The sequence below is a fragment of the Symbiopectobacterium sp. genome, assembly GCF_051710365.1.
Taxonomy (GTDB): Bacteria; Pseudomonadota; Gammaproteobacteria; order Enterobacterales; family Enterobacteriaceae; genus Symbiopectobacterium.
In genome coordinates this window covers 1-3691 of record NZ_JBPETA010000249.1, presented here as the reverse complement: position 1 = coordinate 3691, position 3691 = coordinate 1, and the positions used below count along the sequence as shown (strand labels likewise).

General features: G+C 55.2%; 3 protein-coding genes and 2 pseudogenes. 1 reads left to right on the top strand and 4 read right to left on the bottom strand.

Annotation, left to right across the window (positions count from 1 at the left end):
* Positions 1–467, top strand: a 467-nt coding sequence (locus tag ACTBDZ_RS15985; RefSeq protein WP_438816039.1) for a malic enzyme-like NAD(P)-binding protein, incomplete at its 5' end; no start/stop codon positions are given.
* Positions 468–528: 61 nt separating this feature from the next.
* Here ACTBDZ_RS15985 and gsiD read toward each other — a convergent pair.
* The 4 genes and pseudogenes from gsiD to ACTBDZ_RS15965 form a co-directional block, all read right to left on the bottom strand.
* The gene (gsiD, locus tag ACTBDZ_RS15980; RefSeq protein WP_438816038.1) at positions 529–1437 is read right to left on the bottom strand and encodes a glutathione ABC transporter permease GsiD; all 909 of its coding nucleotides are present in this window, start codon (positions 1435–1437) and stop codon (positions 529–531) included.
* A 9-nt stretch (positions 1438–1446) separates the two neighbouring features.
* Positions 1447–2370, bottom strand: coding sequence for a glutathione ABC transporter permease GsiC (gene gsiC, locus ACTBDZ_RS15975; RefSeq protein WP_438816037.1), 924 nt, complete (start codon positions 2368–2370; stop codon positions 1447–1449).
* A gap of 136 nt (positions 2371–2506) precedes the next feature.
* Positions 2507–3568: pseudogene (gsiB, locus tag ACTBDZ_RS15970) on the bottom strand (glutathione ABC transporter substrate-binding protein GsiB); the annotation flags it as partial.
* A gap of 54 nt (positions 3569–3622) precedes the next feature.
* Positions 3623–3691: pseudogene (locus tag ACTBDZ_RS15965) on the bottom strand (surface-adhesin E family protein); the annotation flags it as partial.

The window sequence follows — 3691 nt, the reverse complement described above, 5'->3', positions numbered from 1 at the left end:
CTATCGTGATGCCGCTTTCCAACCCGACCTCCCGCGTGGAAGCGCGTCCGGAAGATATTATCCGCTGGACCGACGGTGCCGCACTGGTCGCAACCGGAAGTCCGTTTGCGCCGGTTAAGCACAAGGACACTCTGTTCCCGATTGCCCAATGCAACAACTCCTATATCTTCCCCGGTATTGGCTTAGGCGTGTTGGCTTGTGGTGCCAAACGCATTACCGATGGCATGCTGATGGCTGCCAGCCGCGCATTGGCAGACTGTTCACCACTGGCCAACAACGGTGAAGGTGCTTTGTTACCTGACCTGAAAGACATCCAGGATGTGTCTCGCCGTATCGCGATGGACGTAGCAAAAGCCGCGCAGTTGCAGGGTGTGGCAGAAGTGACCTCCAGCGATACGCTGGCGAAGGCCATTACGCACAACTTCTGGCAACCGCAATACCGCAGCTATAAACGCACCTCGTTCTAAGCGTTTCTGCTACCTGAAACACAACGGCCCCGATAATGGGGCCGTTTTTATTTGTGTTGAGCTACGGGCGTAATTTGGGGTCAAGCGCATCGCGCAAACCATACCCCAGCAAATTAAACGCCAGCACGGTCAGGAAAATTGCCAGGCTGGGAAACAACGCTACGTGCGGTGCCATTACCATATCGGCCCGCACCTCATTGAGCATCGCTCCCCACTCGGGCGTCGGCGGCTGCGCCCCCAGGCCAAGAAAAGAGAGGCTGGCCGCCGTAATGATCGACATGCCCACACGCATCGAAAAATAGACCACAATCGACGAAAAGGTGCCGGGAAAAATGTGGCGCAACAACAAAATGGTGCGATCGGATGCGCCAAGGCTACGCGCCGATTCCACGTACGTTTGCTGTTTCAACACCAAGGTATTACCACGCACCAGACGCGCAAAGGCCGGAATGCTGAAAATCGCCACGGCAACAATCACATTGGCCATACCGCTGCCCATCACCGCCACCACGGCAATCACCAGAAGAATGCCCGGAAAGGCAAACAGCACGTCGCACAAGCGCATAATCAGCCGATCCCAGATCCCTTCGTAGTAACCGGCCACCAGCCCCAGCAATGTACCGATGATCATGCCCACCACCACGGACAAGATGCCTGCCGACAGCGAAATACGCGCGCCGAGCAAAATACGGCTGAAGATATCGCGACCCAGCGCATCAACGCCAAGCCAATGCAGCGAAGAGGGCCCCTCGTTCAAACGGTAATAATCGAAATAATTTTCCGCGTCGAACGGCGCCAGATAAGGCGCAAGCAGCGCCACGACAATCAGTAACAACACAAAGACGCCCGCCATCACGGCGGTGCGCTGCAACAAAAAACATCGCCAAAACTCACCGAGCGGAGTGCGGATGGTGGTTTCCCGCAGCAGCGGCAGCGTTGCCAGCACGGCCTTACGACGCCAATGTTTCATCGCGGTTCCTTATCGATAGCGAATTGACGGGTTGATTGCCGCATAAAGCACATCCACCAGCAGGTTAATAACAATAAACTCCAGCGAGAACAATAGCACCAACCCTTGGATTACGGGATAATCGCGCATCTCCACCGCGTCCACTAACAACCGCCCCAACCCCGGCCAGTTGAACACTTTTTCCACCACGATAGACCCGCCCAGCAGAAAGCCAAACTGAAGTCCCATCATCGTCACCACCGGGATCAGCGCATTGCGCAAACCATGTTTGGTGATGACCAAAAATTCACGGACACCTTTAGCGCGTGCGGTGCGCATGTAATCTTCTTGCAGCACATCGGCAAAGGATGCACGCGTGAAACGCGCCATCACGGCGGCAACGGCACGCCGAGGGTAATTGAGGGCAGAATATAGTGACGCCAACTCTCTGCGCCGACCGACGGTGGGTAACCAGCCCAGTTCAACGGAAAACACCTGCATCAACAGCATACCCAACGCAAACGATGGAAATGACAGGCCGGATACCGCCAGAGTCATCCCCAGACGGTCGGGCCAGCGATTGCGCCAGATAGCGGAAATCATCCCGATGCTCATGCCGAAGATAACCGCCCACACCATGCTGGTTAAGGTAAGCCAAAGCGTCGGCAGAAAGCGGATGGCAATCTCATTGGCGACTGGGCGTTTAGAGGCCATCGAGGTGCCCAGATCTCCTTGCAACACATGGGTAAAAAAGCGCCAGAATTGTTCGTAGAGCGGTCTATCCAGACCTAAATCCTGCCGGACCATGGCAATCACGGCGGCATCAGCCTCACGCCCCACCATCAGGCGCGCAGGATCGCCTGGCAGCAAGTGTACAAACATAAACACCACGACCAGCACAATCAGCAAGGTGGGGATCACGCCCAGCAGCCGTTTGAGGAAATAATTCAGCATAACAACATGATTATCCTTCTTGTTTCATTGTCTGGCATGGCGGTCTCTGCCCCCCTGTTCTACACGCGGCGGCAACACGGAAATTACCAGGTTCTCAGCCGCGTCTATCACGCGGCTGAGAAAAACCCTGCATCACTTATTGCGCCAAATCAGCCTCATCAAAACTGAATGCGGTATCAGGCATCACGTAGAACCCGCTCAGTTTCTTGTTGTTAGCTGAAACCAACTGTTCCGTCACCAAAAACGCCCAAGGAGCATCCGCCCAAATTTTGTCCTGTGCGTCTTTGTACAGTTTTTCCTTCTGCGCGCGATCGGTGGTCTTCAACGCATTCGCCAGGTCGGCATCCACCTGCTCGCTGCTGTAAAACGCCGTATTAAACAGCGCCGGTGGCCAGGACGCCGTGGCAAACAGCGGTGTCAGCGCCCAATCTGCTTCCCCGGTTGAGGCAGACCAGCCGGTGTAGAACAGGCGCACACCGGTTTCCTTCACGCCCTTGCCTTCCACTTCGGCGGCACGCTGCCCAGCATCCATCGCCGTAACCTGCACTTTAATCCCTACCTGCGCCAACTGCTGCTGGGTAAATTGCAGTACCTTTTGCGCCGTACTGTGGTTATGCGATGCCCACAGTGTGGTGGTGAATCCATCCGGGTAGCCCGCGTCTTTCAACAGTTCACGCGCTTTTGCCGGATCGTAAGGCCACGGTTGATACTGCTGGGCAAAATCGATGCTCTTTGGCAACGGTCCCTGTGACGGCACAGCGTAACCGGAGAATGCTACCTTGATCAGCGCGTCTTTGTTAATGGCGTAGTTAATCGCCTGCCGCACCTTGATATTGTCAAACGGCTTTTGCGTGACGTTAAAGCTGAGATAGCGGTGCAAAATAGAAGGCGATATCACCACCGCCAACTGGTCGTTTTTCTCCAGCACCTTGGCTTGCTCAAACGGCACCGGGAAAGCGAACTGCGCTTCACCCGTCTGGAGCAGCGAGGCGCGGGTGTTGTTATCTACGACTGGACGCCAGGTAATACTGTCGAGCTTGGGCAGCCCCGCACGCCAATAACCGGAGAATTTCTCCACTTTCACATAGTCCGTCTAGTTCCAGGTGACAAACTTGTAAGGGCCGGTACCCACCGGGTGAAAACCAATCTCCTTGCCATATTGCTGCAACGCGGCAGGCGAAATAATCACCGCCACAGGGGCTTTGTTGAATAAATCAGAACTTGTAACGACTGTGCCCCATCGGGTCGATTGTTACGTGATGCGAATACTGTTCGGCATTCCTAATAGCGTGATCCGGTTAAGCGCTTTGACCATCGCCAT